The organism is Amycolatopsis sp. NPDC005961 (genome assembly GCF_040629235.1).
GTDB classification, from domain to species: domain Bacteria; phylum Actinomycetota; class Actinomycetes; order Mycobacteriales; family Pseudonocardiaceae; genus Amycolatopsis; species Amycolatopsis camponoti.
In genome coordinates this window covers 1-12,676 of sequence record NZ_JBEXVF010000002.1, presented here as the reverse complement: position 1 = coordinate 12,676, position 12,676 = coordinate 1, and the positions used below count along the sequence as shown (strand labels likewise).

Annotated in this window: 13 protein-coding genes; 3 read left to right on the top strand and 10 right to left on the bottom strand. The window is 69.7% G+C overall.

Annotated features, from left to right (window positions below):
• Nucleotides 1-22: 22 nt before the first annotated feature.
• Both ABZ342_RS01805 and ABZ342_RS01800 read left to right on the top strand, forming a co-directional pair.
• Nucleotides 23-376 (top strand): hypothetical protein, encoded by a 354-nt coding sequence (locus ABZ342_RS01805; RefSeq protein ID WP_360468163.1) that lies wholly within the window; start codon nucleotides 23-25, stop codon nucleotides 374-376.
• Nucleotides 369-548 (top strand): hypothetical protein, encoded by a 180-nt coding sequence (locus ABZ342_RS01800; protein ID WP_360468162.1) that lies wholly within the window; start codon nucleotides 369-371, stop codon nucleotides 546-548. The genes ABZ342_RS01805 and ABZ342_RS01800 overlap by 8 nt, the downstream gene beginning before the upstream one ends.
• Nucleotides 549-563: 15 nt before the next feature.
• Here the strand turns inward: ABZ342_RS01800 and ABZ342_RS01795 are convergent, their stop codons facing one another.
• From ABZ342_RS01795 to ABZ342_RS01775, 5 genes are all read right to left on the bottom strand, one after another.
• Nucleotides 564-1,397 (bottom strand): biotin-dependent carboxyltransferase family protein, encoded by an 834-nt coding sequence (locus ABZ342_RS01795; RefSeq protein WP_360468161.1) that lies wholly within the window; start codon nucleotides 1,395-1,397, stop codon nucleotides 564-566.
• The gene (locus tag ABZ342_RS01790; protein ID WP_360468160.1) at nucleotides 1,394-2,005 is read right to left on the bottom strand and encodes an allophanate hydrolase subunit 1; all 612 of its coding nucleotides are present in this window, start codon (nucleotides 2,003-2,005) and stop codon (nucleotides 1,394-1,396) included. Before ABZ342_RS01790 ends, ABZ342_RS01795 begins: the two co-directional genes overlap by 4 nt.
• The gene (locus ABZ342_RS01785; protein ID WP_360468159.1) at nucleotides 2,002-2,751 is read right to left on the bottom strand and encodes a 5-oxoprolinase subunit PxpA; all 750 of its coding nucleotides are present in this window, start codon (nucleotides 2,749-2,751) and stop codon (nucleotides 2,002-2,004) included. Before ABZ342_RS01785 ends, ABZ342_RS01790 begins: the two co-directional genes overlap by 4 nt.
• Nucleotide 2,752: 1 nt before the next feature.
• A complete protein-coding gene (locus tag ABZ342_RS01780; protein ID WP_360468158.1) occupies nucleotides 2,753-3,547 on the bottom strand; it encodes a putative hydro-lyase in 795 nt (264 codons plus the stop codon).
• 74 nt (nucleotides 3,548-3,621) lie between these two features.
• Complete coding sequence (locus tag ABZ342_RS01775; protein WP_155540779.1) at nucleotides 3,622-4,866, bottom strand: MFS transporter; 1,245 nt, start codon at nucleotides 4,864-4,866, stop codon at nucleotides 3,622-3,624.
• Nucleotides 4,867-4,980: 114 nt separating this feature from the next.
• Here ABZ342_RS01775 and ABZ342_RS01770 point away from each other — a divergent pair, with 114 nt between their 5' ends.
• Nucleotides 4,981-5,703 carry a GntR family transcriptional regulator gene (locus ABZ342_RS01770; protein ID WP_360468157.1) on the top strand — a complete coding sequence of 241 codons (723 nt, stop codon included), beginning with the start codon at nucleotides 4,981-4,983 and terminating at the stop codon, nucleotides 5,701-5,703.
• On the opposite strand, the gene ABZ342_RS01765 is transcribed toward ABZ342_RS01770, so the two are convergent.
• From ABZ342_RS01765 to ABZ342_RS01745, 5 genes are all read right to left on the bottom strand, one after another.
• Nucleotides 5,704-6,363 carry a DNA alkylation repair protein gene (locus tag ABZ342_RS01765; RefSeq protein ID WP_360468156.1) on the bottom strand — a complete coding sequence of 220 codons (660 nt, stop codon included), beginning with the start codon at nucleotides 6,361-6,363 and terminating at the stop codon, nucleotides 5,704-5,706.
• A gap of 218 nt (nucleotides 6,364-6,581) precedes the next feature.
• Nucleotides 6,582-7,943 carry a ricin-type beta-trefoil lectin domain protein gene (locus ABZ342_RS01760; protein ID WP_360468155.1) on the bottom strand — a complete coding sequence of 454 codons (1,362 nt, stop codon included), beginning with the start codon at nucleotides 7,941-7,943 and terminating at the stop codon, nucleotides 6,582-6,584.
• The gene (locus ABZ342_RS01755; protein ID WP_360468154.1) at nucleotides 7,940-9,802 is read right to left on the bottom strand and encodes a ricin-type beta-trefoil lectin domain protein; all 1,863 of its coding nucleotides are present in this window, start codon (nucleotides 9,800-9,802) and stop codon (nucleotides 7,940-7,942) included. The genes ABZ342_RS01760 and ABZ342_RS01755 overlap by 4 nt, the downstream gene beginning before the upstream one ends.
• Complete coding sequence (locus tag ABZ342_RS01750) at nucleotides 9,799-10,812, bottom strand: RICIN domain-containing protein (protein WP_360468153.1); 1,014 nt, start codon at nucleotides 10,810-10,812, stop codon at nucleotides 9,799-9,801. Before ABZ342_RS01750 ends, ABZ342_RS01755 begins: the two co-directional genes overlap by 4 nt.
• A 131-nt stretch (nucleotides 10,813-10,943) precedes the next feature.
• Nucleotides 10,944-12,176, bottom strand: a complete 1,233-nt coding sequence (locus ABZ342_RS01745) for a family 16 glycosylhydrolase (RefSeq protein WP_360468152.1) — start codon at nucleotides 12,174-12,176, stop codon at nucleotides 10,944-10,946.
• Between the last annotated feature and the right edge of the window lie 500 nt (nucleotides 12,177-12,676).

Genomic DNA, 12,676 nt, shown 5'->3' with positions numbered 1-12,676 from the left:
GGTCGGCGAACGGGGGTTTTCGATGAAAAGACTCTTCTGGGCGGCGGGCCTCTGCCTGCTGCCGTGGATCGCGGTACTGGGGGTGACGCTGCCGGACGTCGTGCAGGCGCAGCACTGGCGGCTCGCGTGGACGGGCTTCGACGCGGCGGAGGCGATCGGCCTGCTGGCGACGGCCTGGCTGCTCGGCCGCGACGACCCGCGGGTGCCGTTCGCCGCGATCGGCACGGCGACACTCCTGCTGGCCGATGCCTGGTTCGACGTTGTGACGGCCGGTGACGACGTGGTGTTCTCGCTGCTCATGGCCGGTCTGGAGGTCCCGCTGGCGCTGGCGTGCCTGGCGGTGGCGGTCCCGCGGCCGGTGCCGGCGCATGTCTGAACTGAGCCCGCGCCTGCGCGACGAGATCGACGACCAGGTCGCCGAGGCCCTCGACGCCTACCTGGCCGAGCCGGGCCGGCTGCGGATCCCGCGCCGGTGGCCGCTGTGGCTCGCGATCGTCCTCACGAACGTGGTCTGGCTGCTGGTGGTCGTGAGTGGGAAACCGGGTTAGAACCCGGTTTCCCACTCACGACGCGGGACGGAAGCTCACGGTCTGGCCCGGCCGCAGCTGGGCCGCGACGTCGAGGTCGTCCTCCTCGACGACGGCGATCACCGGGTACCCGCCCGTCGTCGGGGAGTCGGCGTGGAACAGGATCGGCCGGCCCGACGGCGGTACCTGCACCGACCCGGGCACGCACGCCTCGGACGGCAGTTCCCCTTCCCGGGCGCGGGAAAGCGGCGGCCCGATCAGGCGGATCCCGACGCGGTCCGAGTCCGGCGAAACCGTGTACACAGTGGACAGCAAGTCGTCCGGCGAGGTGAACCAGTCGCGACGTGGTCCCTGCGTGACGCGCAGGACCGGCGCGGCCGGCAACGCCGCACGCGGCGCCAGGTCGGCCGCCGGGAAGGCGCCGGGCGTGCCCACCGGCAGCAGCATCCCGGCGGCGAGCGGCGGCGGGCCCAGCTTGCCGAGCGTGTCGGTCGACCGCGAGCCGAGCACCGGCGTGACGTCGATCCCGCCGCGCACCGCGACGTAGCAGCGCAAACCGTGCGAAGCCGTGCCCAGCACCAGTTCGTCGCCCGGCCACAACGTCATCGGCGCGTTCATGCCACCCGGCGACACCGGGCACAGCGCGCCGGTCACCGCCACCGTCGTCACGGCCGAAGCGCGCAGCACCAGACCGCCCAGCGTCACTTCCAGCGCCGCGGCGTCCGCGGGGTTCCCGACGAGCCGGTTGGCCAGCCGGAACGACGCGCGGTCGGCCGCGCCGGACCGGCCGACGCCGAGCGCCGCGTGCCCGGGCCGGCCGAGGTCCTGCACCGTCGTCGTGAACCCCGGCCGCACGACTTCGAGCTTCACGCCGTCACCGCCTCGAACCGCACCCTCGTGCCCGGTGGCAGCAGGTTCGGCGGGTCGCGTTCGACGTCCCACACCGGCACGTCCGTCCGGCCGAGCAGCCGCCAGCCGCCGGGCGACGCGCTCGGGTAGACCGCGCTGTACTCCCCGGCGATCGCCACCGACCCCGCCGGGATGCGCGTCCGCGGCGTCGACCGGCGCGAGACGTGCAGCGCCGGGTCCGAACCGGACAGGTAGGCGAACCCCGGCGCGAACCCGCAGAACGCCGAGACGTACGAACCCGCACTGTGCCGGGCGATCACCTCGGAGATGCGCAAGCCCGCCTCGGCCGCGACGTCGGCCAGGTCCTCGCCGTCGTACCGCACCGGGATCACCACCTCGGCCGAAGCGGACACCGCACTGTCCACAGGGGACACTTCGCGCAGCAGGGCGCCCAGGCGGTCCGCGTCCGTCACCGCCGGGTCGAAGCGGACCAGCAGCGTCCGCGCCGCCGGGACCAGCTCCTCGACGCCCGCCGGGGCGAGGTGGGCAAGCGCGGCCTGGAACCCCAGCACGTCGTCCAGTTCCACCAGCACCGCGCGCCGCCCGCACGGCAGCAGCCGGACGGTCATCCGGTGAACGCCCCCAGTTCGATGCCGCCCTCGGTCAGCGCGGCCGCGATCCGCTTGGCCAGCTCCACCGCGCCCGGCGTGTCCCCGTGCACGCACAGGGAGTCCGGGCGCAGCTCGAGCTTGGTGCCGTCCTCCGTGACGACGCCGCCGGTGGCCATGCCGACCGCGCGCCGGGCCACCACGTCGGCGTCGTGCAGCACCGCGCCCGGCTTCTTGCGCGACACGAGCTTGCCGTCGGCCGTGTAGGCCCGGTCGGCGAACGCCTCCGCGTACGCCACCACGCCCGCTTTTTCCGCCTGCCGCTGCATTTCCGAGTCCGGCAGGCAGAGCAGCGCGAGCCCGGGGTCGTACCGGCGCAGGCCGTCGACGATCGCCGCGGCCTGCTCGACGTCGACCGCCGCGGTGTTGTACAGCGCGCCGTGCGGCTTCACGTACGTCACGCGGCTGCCCGCCGCGCGGGCGAACGCGTCGAGCGCGCCGATCTGGTAGAGCACCTCGTCCGCCAGGTCGGCCGGCGCGATGTCGAGCGCGCGCCGGCCGAACCCGGCCAGGTCGTGGTACCCGACGTGCGCGCCGATCGCGACCCCGCGCTCGGCCGCCCGGTCGCACACCCGCCGCATCACCGACGGGTCGCCGGCGTGGAAGCCGCACGCGATGTTCGCGCTGGTCACGATGTCGAGCATGGCTTCGTCGTCGCCCATCTTCCAGGCGCCGAAGCCTTCGCCGAGATCGCTGTTCAGATCCATTTCAGCCCACCCGGTATTCGCTGTCGTGGCGGTCGGTGATGAACATGTACCCCGGCGCGTGGGTGATCGCAAAGGGGGGCCGTGACGCCATCAGCGCCGCCTGCGGGGTGACCCCGCAGGCCCAGAACACCGGGACGTCGCCCGGCTCCGCCTCCACCGGGTCCCCGAAGTCGGGCCGCGAGAGGTCTTCGATCCCCAGCGCGCCCGGGTCGCCGACGTGCACGGGCGCGCCGTGCACGGCCGGCATCGCGCGGGTGATCCGGATGGCGTCGTCGACGCGGTCCTCCGGGATCTGCCGCATCGACACGACCATCGGGCCGAACAGCCGCCCGGCGGGCTCGCACGGCCGGTTCGTCACGTACATCGCGACGTTGCGGCCCTGGTCGACGTGCCGCAGCGGGACGCCCTCGGCGGCCAGGGCCGTCTCGAACGTGAAGCTGCAGCCGATGGAGAAGGCGACCATGTCGCTGCGCCACAGGCCGGTCGCGTCGGACACCTCGCCGGCCAGCACGCCGTTCTGCCAGATCCGGTAGCGCGGCAGGTCGGTGCGCAGGTCCGCGCCCGCGGCGAGCCGGGTTTCCGGGTCGCCGGGGTCGGTGACGTCGAGCAGCGGGCACGGCTGCGGGTTGCGGGTGCAGAACAGCAGGACGTCGTAGGCCCAGTCCTCGGGCACGGCGATCAGGTTGGTCTGGGTGAAGCCGTTGGCCCAGCCGGTGGTCGGCCGGGCGGTGCCGCGGCGGAACGCTTCTCGCGCTTGAGCGGGAGTGAACGTCGCGGGTTCGTCAAAGGTCGTCATGAGTTCCCCCTCAGGGAAATTTCCGGGTCCGGGGGCGGGCCCCCGGGGGTGTGGGGGTTGCACCCCCGCAAGATTCAGTCGACGAGTTCGATACCCCGGGTCTCGGGAAGGCCGAGCAGTGCGAGCACGGCGATGCCGTAGCCGAGCGCGCCGAACACGATCGCGCCGCCCGCGCCGAGGAAGCCCACGACGGTCGGGAAGATCGCGCCCACGGCACGGCCGAAGTTGTACGTGAAGCCCTGACCCGTACCGCGCAGCGACGTCGGGTACAGCTCGGCGAGGTAGGCGCCGAAGCCGCTGAAGATCGCGGACATCGAGAAGCCGAGCGGGAAGCCGAGGACGAGCACGAGCCCGTTGGCGCCCTTGGGTATCTGCGTGTACGCGACGATCAGCGCGGCCGACAGCAGCGCGAACGTCAGGAACGTTTTCTTGCGTCCCATCAGGTCCGTGAGGTAGCCGCCGCAGACGTAGCCGACGAAGGCGCCGGTGATAAGGAACGCGAGGTAGCCGCCGGTGCCGATCACGGTCAGCTCGCGCGTTTTCTTCAGGTAGGACGGCAGCCACGTCGAGATCGTGTAGTACCCGCCCTGGACGCCGGTGGCGAGCAGCGCGGCGAAGAACGTCGTGCGCAGCAGGTCGGCCTTGAAGATCTTGACGAGCGTGCCCTTCGGGCGTTCGGCCTTCAGGCGTTCCTCGGCGCGCGGGGCGTCCTTGACGCTCTTGCGGACCCACAGCACGAACAGGGCCGGGATGACGCCGGTCCAGAACATGATGCGCCAGGCCAGGTCGGGGCTCGCCAGGCTGAACACGACGGTGTAGACGATCACCGACAGGCCCCAGCCGACCGCCCAGGCGCTCTGCACGAAGGCCACGGTCCGGCCGCGGTAGCGGGCCTGCGAGTACTCCGCGACCAGCGCGGCGCCGGCCGCCCACTCGCCGCCGAAGCCCAGGCCCTGCAGTGCGCGGAAGATCAGCAGCGTCTCGAAGTTCGGCGCGAACCCGCAGAGCACGGTGAAGATCGTGTACATCGCGATGGTGATCTGGAGCGTGCGGACGCGGCCGATCCGGTCGGCCAGCATGCCGGCCCCGACCCCGCCGATGGCTGACACGACCAGCGTCGTCGTGCCGAGCAGGCCGGCTTCACCGCTCGAAATGCCGAAGTACGCGGTGATCGCGGCGAGGCCGAGCGGCAGGGTCTGGTAGTCGAACGAGTCCAGGCCGTAGCCGCCGAAAGCGCCCGCGAACGCGCGTTGCCCGCGTTTGCCGAGCGTGCGGAACCAGTCGAACGGCCGGGCCTCGGTAGCAGTTGTCGCAGTCATGGGCACCTCCTGGCCAGTCTCTCATCGTGGCGTGCCTCACACACTAGGGATTGTTGAACAATTCCACAAGACGGCAATTACATCGTCCTCAGTGTGACGGGTACCATCTGTCTCGTGGTCATCGAAGACAGCGGGCTCCCGGGCCTGGAGGCCGACCGGGGCCTGGTCAGTCGCAAGAGCACGGCCGAGCGGGTGGCGGGCGTGCTGCGCAAGCGCATCGCGGAGGGCTTCTTCCTGCCCGGCGGCCGGCTGTCGGAGCAGGACATCGGCAACGCGCTCGGCGTCTCGCGCAACACGCTCAGGGAGGCGTTCCGGCTGCTCACGCACGAGCGGCTGCTCGCCCACGAGCTCAACCGCGGGGTCTTCGTCCGAATCCCGAGCATCGAGGACGTCGTCGACATCTACCGCGTCCGCAAGATCATCGAGTGCGCGGCCGTCCGGGGGGTGACGGCGAAGCCGGCTTCGTTCGCCCGGATTCGCGAGAAGGTCGAGATCGGCGACGAGGCCGCGCGCACCGGCAACTGGAAGGACCTCGGCACCGCGAACGTGTGGTTCCACCAGGAGCTGGCGGCCCTGTCGGGCAGCGAGCGCGTCAACGAGCTGGTCGGCAGGCTGACCGCCGAGCTGCGACTGGTGTTCCACATCATGGCCGAGCCCCGGCGCTTCCACGAGCGCTACCTGCCCCGCAACCACGAGATCCTCGACCGCATCGAGGCCGGCGATGGCCCGGGCGCGGAGCAGCTGCTGATGAAGTACCTCGAGGACGCGGAGGAACAGCTGGTCGAGGCGTACGCCGACCGAGCCGAGGCAGCTCGGGCGGCGGTCGCGGCGGAGTGACTAACTCTTGCGGCGCACCATCTCGGTGATCCAGATCGGCGCGAACGGCGACGTGCAGTTCGGGGGCGTCGGGTAGTCCTTCAAAACCTCGAGGCGTTCGCCTATTTCGATGGCTCGGGCGCGGTGCTCGGCGTGCTCGATCCCGATCTGGGCCAGGCAGTGGTTCATCGCCCACTGCAGGCGTTCCGGCGCGTCCTTCATTTCCTTTTCGATGATTTCGAGCAGGTTGCCGAGATCATCGTGCCCCTGCGCCACGCGATCGGTGGTCAGCGCCCAGCCGGCGCTCGCGATCACCGGGTCCGGGTCGGCGAACCACGCCACGCGCAGCTCCTCGGCGTGCGGGCTCTTCTTCACCACGTAGTTGACGAGCCAGTCGTGCACCTTCGGCGTGCGTGCCGTCCGCAGCATCGCGTCCAGCTCGGCGCGCTCGAACGCCTTCGGGCGGCAGATCAGCGTCGCCAGGAGCTTTGCCGCCGTGTCGTCGGTGGCCCACAGCTCGCGGGCCAGCTCCTGCTGCGTCTTCAGCCGCTTCGCCACCGCGCGCAGCTTGGTGAGGTTCACGCCGTGGTCGTCGCCGTGTTTCGCGTTGATCTCGCGGGCACGCGGCTCGTCGAGCGCGGCCAGCTCGGCCAGGACGTCGTTCACCGTCGGTTCGGGCACGGCGGCCAGTCTAGGGTGCCCCTTCGGGCATCTCTGGTTTCCGGACTCCCCAAAAGCGATCCCGGCTGGATAACCTCTGAGCGGTTTCGCCGCCGGAGACCCCCAGCGGCAGGCGGAACCACCTCGCTGCCGGGCCGGGGCCTCCCCAGTGTCACGGTCCGGCAGCCCGGAACGCACGAAGGCCCGGCCGGAGCCGGGCCTTCGTCGTCGGACCGGGGTCAGCCGGCGTAGCGGGCGAAGATCCTCGTGAAGTCCCACGCCTGCTGGGAAACACCCGAACACGTGTCGTCGTTCGGGTAGGCGCCCGGGCACGGCCGGTCGCGGTTGGCCGACCAGAACGTCAGCCGGGCCAGGTGGTGCTGGTTCGCGTAGGCCAAGATCGCGGTGAAATCGTTCAACGTGACTGTCTCGCTGTTGTCCGTGATGCCGTTCATCGACGAGATGCCCATGTGCCGGTAGGCCGTGTCGTCGTCGTAGCCGTAAGCCGACTTGACGACGTTCTTGAGCCCTTCGGCCGCGCGCTGCGTGAGCGTGCCCATGTTCTGGCCGGCGCCGCCGAAGTCGAACGGCATGATCACCCAGCCGTCGACCGTGAGCCCCGACTGGGCCGCCCGGTTGACCAGGCTGTTGTCCGGTCCGGACTGCCCGGTGCCGAACGTGACGTACAGCTTGATGCCCGCGTTGTTCGCCCGGATCGTCTTCAGCGCGTCGACCGTGCGCTGCTGCACCGTCGGGTTGCTGTAGGCGTCGGCCTCGATGTCGATGTCGATCGCCTTGAGGCCGTAGGCGCTGATCACCTTCTGGTACGCCGCGGCCAGCTCACCCGCGCTGCCGCACGACGACTCCAGCTTGTTGCCGGAGTAGCCGCCGAACGACGGGATGACGTCCCCGCCGCCCGCGCGCACCGCGTTGATCGTGTTCTGGTCGACGCCGCCGGTCAGCGCCCGGCCGCCGTCCCACATCGGGTTGCAGTAGCCGTTGGACAGGACGAACGCCAGCGTGAACCACTTGACGCCGGTGGCGTTCTGGATCGTCTGCGGGCTCGGCGGGTTGCCCCAGCCGTTGTAGAGGTACGGCGCGACGGCCATCACGCCCGGCCCGGACGGCGGCGGGGTCGTGCCGCCGGAGGGGAGCGTCCACTGCTGGTTGGCCGTGCTCGCGCACGTCCAGATCTGCAGCCGGGTGCCGTTCGCGCTGGAGTTGCCGGTGGCGTCGAGACACTTGCCCGAACCGGTGTTGACCAGGTTCTTCGCCGCGTTGGCCGTCCACTTCTGGGCGTTGGAGCCGTTGCAGTCCCAGAGCTGGATCGTGGTGCCGTTGGCGGTTCCGGCGCTGGTGACGTCGAGGCACTTGCCCAGGGCCTGCAGCGATCCGTCGCTGCCGGTCGTCCACTGCTGGGCGTTCGAGCCGTTGCAGTCGTACAGCTGGATCGCCGTGCCGTTCGCGGTGCTCGCCGCGTTGACGTCGACGCACTTGCCGGCGAGGCCGGTGATCGGCCCGGTCGCCGCCTGCGCGACGCCAGGGGCGAACACGAGCGCTGAAGCCGCGATCAGGGCGCCGAATGCTGCTGTCTTCTTCATGCGGGCACGTTCCACTTCTGGTTGGCGGCACCGGTGCACGTCCAGATCTGCAGCCGGGTGCCGTTGGCGCTGGAATTGCCGGTCGCGTCGAGGCACTTGTTCGACGCTGCCCCGACGATGTCGCGCGCCGCGGTCGCCGCCCATCTCTGGTTCGCCGTCCCGCCGCAGTCCCACAGCTGCAGCTGCGCACCGTCCGCTGTGGACTGTCCGGTGACGTCGAGGCACTTGCCCAGCGCGCGGATCGTGCCGTCGGTGCCGACCGTCCACGCTTGCGCGCCCGAGCCGTTGCAGTCGTAGAGCTGGACGGCGGCGCCGTTCGCGCTGCTGCCGTTCGCGACGTCCAGGCACTTGCCGCCGAGCCCGGTGATCGGGCCGGTCTTGCCGGTGCCGCCGCCCCCGCTGCCCTGGGTGCCGTTCCAGGTGAACGTCGCCGAGGTGTGGCCGGGCAGGGTGTAGGTGAACGAGGAGTTGCCCCAGTTCACGCGCACACTCTGGTTGCCGGTACTGGTGTTGTACGCGATCAGCGCCTTCGAGCCGTCCGGGTTCTTCCACGCGACGTTGCGGACCGTCGAGTTGTCGTTCGAGTCGATCCGGGACGCGCCCGGCTTCACGAACTTCGTCAGGTGACCCATCGTGTAGTACTCGACGGTGTAGTCGACCTGGCCGTTGCGTCCGTCTCCATTGTGGACGGTCACCAGCCCGGTGCACGTGTCGCAGCCGCCGTTGTGCGGGTTGTGCGCCTGGTCCATCGCCAGGCTCCACTTGGTGACCGTGCGGCTCCAGTTGCGCGTGTAGTCGACGATGTTCGTCATGTCCTCGGCCTGCTGGTTCGACACCCAGGTGCCGCCGGAGTGCTCGGTCGAGTACGCGTTCACGCTCGGGTACTGGTTGTGCACGGTCGTCTGCTGCGAGATGTCGCCGCCGTAGCCGTGCCAGGCCATGCCGCCGAAGTTCGGGTGGCTGCGGATGGCCGCGTCGTCCATCGTGGGTGCCGCGAAGGACTGGTACTGGTCCCAGTTCCAGTCGAGCGCGAGGACCTTTGTGGACAGTCCGGCGTTCTGCAGTGCGGGCAGCAGGTTGTTCTTGGCGAAGTACGCCAGGCCGGCGCCGTTCCAGTTGGTCGACGGGTAGCTCGCGCAGCACGTCGGCTCGTTCTGGATCGACAGGTAGTTGATCGGGACGCCGGCGGCCTGGTACGCCTGGACGTACTTGACGAAGTACTGCGCGTAGGCCGGGTAGAACTGCGACTCGACCCAGCCGAGCAGGTAGCTGTCGTTGTCCTTCATCCACGGCGGCGCGCTCCACGGCGACGCCATGACCTTGATCTGCGGGTTGAGCTGCAGCGCCTGCTTGGTCAGCGGCAGGACGTCGGTCTGGTCGTGCGCGATGGAGAACTTCGTCAGGTTCGGGTCGGTCTGCCCGGCCGGCACGTCGTCGAACGTGTAGCTGTAGCGCGCGATGTCCGACGCGCCGATCGGGTTGCGCAGGAAGCTGATGCCGATGCCCGCGTTCGGGTCGAACAGCTTCTGCATGACCTGGTTGCGGGTGGTGGAGCTGAGCAGGTTGCTCGAGTTGAGCAGCCACGCGGCGGAGTCGGTGAACGACGCGCCGGCGCCCTCGAACTGCTGGTAGGTCGTGTTCTCGTTGACGTTGATGGTCTGGCCGCCGGTGCCGGTGCCCGCGGTGAAGCTGATCGGTGTCTGCTGCTGCAGGCCGCGGGTGACGTTGACACCCTTGGCGTCGTCGGTCGTGGTGAGCCAGACGTTCACGGTCTCGCCCGCGGCCTGCGCGGGCACGGCGAAGGTGGCCGCGGCAAGCGCGGTCACGCCGAGAATGCTGAAGAGAGAGCGCTTCCTCATGGCAGTGTCCACTTCTGGTTCGCGCCGGTGCCGCAGGTCCAGATCTGGAGCCGGGTCCCGTTGGCGCTCGAATTGCCGGTGGCGTCGAGGCACTTGCCCGAGCCGGCGTTCACGAGGTTCTGCGATCCGTTGGCCGACCACTTCTGCGCGTTCGACCCGTTGCAGTCGTACAGCTGGACCGTCGTGCCGTTGGCCGTGCCCGCGCTGGTGACGTCGAGGCACTTGCCGAGCGCGCGGACCGTGCCGTCGGTGCCGACCGTCCACTGTTGAGCGGTCGAGCCGTTGCAGTCGTAGAGCTGCACGGCGGTGCCGTTGGCGTTGTTCGCGCCCGCGACGTCGACGCACTTGCCGCCGACGCCGGTGATCCGGCCCGCGTTCTGGGTGGGCGGCGTGGTGGTGCCGCCGGCGAACTGCGTGGCGACCTGCTCACCGAGGCTGGTGGCGTTGGCGTGGTTCTCGATCGGGTTGACGTGCGTGTTCGGGAACACGATGTACGTCACCGGGCCCTCGGTGCCGCCGTTGGACGGGTCGGGGTTGATGCCGAGGTTGACCGCGGTGGCGTAGGACGCTTCGCCGATGATGCTCGTCGGGCCGGTGTCGCCGACCACCGCGTAGGTCACCTGGTTGTTGTAGATCACCGCCACGACGGAACCGCCGTCGATGCCGTAATTGCGGTAGTCCCAAGTGGACGTCGGCTGCGGCAGGACGATGTACGGCAGCTGCGCGGCGTTGAGGGGCTGGTCGGTCGACGTGTGGAACGCGGTGTCCGGGTAGAAGCAGCAGTCGGTCTGCTCGTTGCACTGCGAAGTGCGGACGCCGTCGCAGTCGATGTCCATGTCGGCCTTGAAGAAGACCGCGCCGTTGGCCTGGCAGACGGGCACGGTCGCCGCGCCGCCTTCGTCGAAGGAGTACTTGCCGTTCGAGATCTGCTGGCAGGACGTCGTCTTCGCGAGCAGCTGGCTCGCGGACGGGCCGGCCTCGACGGCGGCTTGGGCGGAGCCGGTGGTCAAGAAGGAAAGCGCTAACAGGGCACACCCCATTAGCGCGACGAGGAATCGTCGCACTTGGATTCTCCTTGTGGGGGAAGGAAACAGTGCCGGGTAGGCGAACCGGGCGGGGTTCGCCTACCCGTGGTGGTGGATCAGGGAGTGGTCCACTTCTGGTTGGCGCCGCCGCCGCAGGTCCAGATCTGCAGGCGGGTGCCGTTCGCACTGGAGTTGCCGGTGGCGTCGAGACACTTGTTCGCGTTGGGGTTCACGATGTCCTTGGCGCCGGTCACGACCCATTGCTGGGCGGCGGTCCCGTTGCAGTCGTAGAGCTGCACCACGGTCCCGTCCGCGGTGCCGGCCGCGTTGACGTCCATGCACTTGCCGAGGGCGCGGATCGTGCCGTCGGTGCCGATGGTCCAGTTCTGGGCCGCGTTGTTGTTGCAGTCGGTGATCTGGATCGGCGTGAGGTTGGCGGTGCTGGCGCCCGCGACGTCGACGCACTTGCCGCCGATGCCGGTGATCCGCCCGGTGCGCCCGCTCGGGGTGCCGCCGCCGGTGTCGTTGGTGACGTGGACGTAGTCGACGACCAGCTGCTGCGGGAACTGCGTGCTGCTGTTGGGGTCGCCGGGCCAGTACCCGCCGACGGCGAGGTTGAGGATGATGAAGAAGTTGTGGTCGTAGACCCAGCGGTTGCCGTTCAGGTCGGACGGCGTGCGCGTCTGGTAGAGGTTGCCGTCGACGTACCACTTGATCTGGTTCGGCGCCCAGTCGACGGCGTAGGTGTGGAAGTCGTCGGAGAAGTTCGGGCCGTTGTAGGCCGCGCCGATGCCGCCGGAACCGGAGTAGCCGGGGCCGTGGATGGTGCCGTGCACGGTGTTCGGCTCGAAGCCGACGTTCTCCATGACGTCGATCTCGCCGTCGGTCGGCCAGTTGCCGCCGCCGAGCATCCAGAACGCCGGCCACATGCCTTGCCCGCGCGGGAGTTTCATGCGCGTCTCGAAGTGACCGTAGGCCTGGCTGAACTTGCCGGCCGTGTTCATCCGGGCGGAGGTGTACTCGCAGCGGCCGTACCAGCAGTTGTAGTTGCCGGGGTTTTCGCGCTTCGCGGTGATGACGAGGTGGCCCTGGCCGTCGAGCTGGGCGTTGTTGGTGCCGGACGTGTAGTACTGGCGTTCGTGGTTGTTGACGTTGTCGCCGGTTTCGAGCTGCCACTTGGACCCGTCGACGGCGGACCCGGCGGGGCCGTTGAAGTCGTCGGTGAAGGTGGCGGCGGCTTCGGCGGCGGGGGCGGTCAGCGCTTGCTGCCCGAGGAAGAGCAGTGAGCCGGCGGCGAAGAGGGCTGCTGCTCTTCGGAGGCCGCGGAACTTGCGGAACGAGGTGGACATCTTTGTCGCCTCTCTCACCAGGGGGACCGGCGTTCCGCGCGCAGCACGAAACGCGGGAGGGGGAGGTGGCCTCGCATGCCGGGGCGGCGGCAGGCGGGACCGGACACCGCGGCCCGGGGCGGGGGTGGGTCACGGAGTTGGTTCAGACCTTTGTTGTGCCTGGCAACAAAGTATGCATGGTCCAGACAAGGCGGGCAACTGTCGGGCGGTCATTTTTTTTCAACCCGAATTAAGGGTGGGTGGGTGACGGGGGTGGGCCTTGGCGCGGGGGCCTTGGGGTGGTTCCCGGTCAGTGGTGCATGGGTGGTTGATCCGGTTTTGGCTCGGCCCTGTGGTGGCTCGGAACCCGCTCGGGGCGCGGGGTGCTCGACGCGCCTTTGGCGCGGCTTGCCCCCTCTGTGCCCCTCCGGCACCCCGAAGCCCTCATTGTGACTACGGCCGGCGACACCGCGTCAAGGCGGGAAAGATGCCTTGACCCGGCGCCGCCGGCCGTGTTCTGG

Bases quoted from the DNA above. Each gene is read 5' to 3' on its own strand.
- ABZ342_RS01805 (WP_360468163.1), top strand. From the start codon at position 23: ATGAAAAGACTCTTCTGGGCGGCGGGCCTCTGCCTGCTGCCGTGGATC.
- ABZ342_RS01800 (WP_360468162.1), top strand. From the start codon at position 369: ATGTCTGAACTGAGCCCGCGCCTGCGCGACGAGATCGACGACCAGGTC.
- ABZ342_RS01790 (WP_360468160.1), bottom strand. From the start codon at position 2,005: ATGACCGTCCGGCTGCTGCCGTGCGGGCGGCGCGCGGTGCTGGTGGAA.
- ABZ342_RS01785 (WP_360468159.1), bottom strand. From the start codon at position 2,751: ATGGATCTGAACAGCGATCTCGGCGAAGGCTTCGGCGCCTGGAAGATG.
- ABZ342_RS01780 (WP_360468158.1), bottom strand. From the start codon at position 3,547: ATGACGACCTTTGACGAACCCGCGACGTTCACTCCCGCTCAAGCGCGA.
- ABZ342_RS01775 (WP_155540779.1), bottom strand. From the start codon at position 4,866: ATGACTGCGACAACTGCTACCGAGGCCCGGCCGTTCGACTGGTTCCGC.
- ABZ342_RS01760 (WP_360468155.1), bottom strand. From the start codon at position 7,943: ATGAAGAAGACAGCAGCATTCGGCGCCCTGATCGCGGCTTCAGCGCTC.
- ABZ342_RS01755 (WP_360468154.1), bottom strand. From the start codon at position 9,802: ATGAGGAAGCGCTCTCTCTTCAGCATTCTCGGCGTGACCGCGCTTGCC.
- ABZ342_RS01745 (WP_360468152.1), bottom strand. From the start codon at position 12,176: ATGTCCACCTCGTTCCGCAAGTTCCGCGGCCTCCGAAGAGCAGCAGCC.